Source organism: Alistipes sp. DJF_B185 (assembly GCF_964250025.1).
In the GTDB taxonomy this organism is placed as follows: Bacteria; Bacteroidota; Bacteroidia; order Bacteroidales; family Rikenellaceae; genus Alistipes; species Alistipes finegoldii.
This window is the reverse complement of record NZ_CAXUDY010000110.1, coordinates 1-500: the sequence shown is the minus strand read 5'-3', so window position 1 is coordinate 500 and position 500 is coordinate 1. Positions and strand designations below refer to the sequence as shown.

1 protein-coding gene is annotated in these 500 nt (G+C 54.2%); it reads right to left on the bottom strand.

What is annotated here, in order from left to right; all coding sequences use genetic code 11:
- Positions 1-368 (bottom strand): ParB N-terminal domain-containing protein (locus ACESTR_RS16480; protein ID WP_373179475.1); only part of this gene is annotated, 368 nt, incomplete at its 3' end.
- Positions 369-500: the final 132 nt, after the last annotated feature.

Genomic DNA, 500 nt, shown 5'->3' with positions numbered 1-500 from the left:
CCCTCGTCCCTCGGACGCACGCAGATAGGTTGAAGAACGCCCGACTGTTTGATGCTCTCGGCAAGTTCCAGCAGCGTATCCTCGCGGAAATTCTTGCGGGGATTGTAGGTCGAATTGACGATTTTGTTCAGATCCAGCAGCCGGACATCCGTCTCGGGATGGGCTGCCGGTTGTTCGGCAGGACTGGTTTCTGCGACAGGATTCACAGCTCCGATATCCGTTGCCTGCGGTTCGGCGGGTTTCATGTCGGGACTCCCGGCTGCAACCGGGTCTTGCGCTTGCGCCGCAACGGCCTCGGAAACGGCCGGCGTCCGAACTGCGGTCTTACCGCTCTGCTTCGATTTCGAATTTGCTTTCGCAGTCTGCATAACATGTAACAGTTTTTACCGTGTGTCTCACGTGTTTTCTGCTCGCACGAATTTTATTGTTTTTATCGCGCAAGCAATGAATAATATGTTATGAGGCTTTATATCCCGAACGGATCGGTTGCCTCGGGAAGA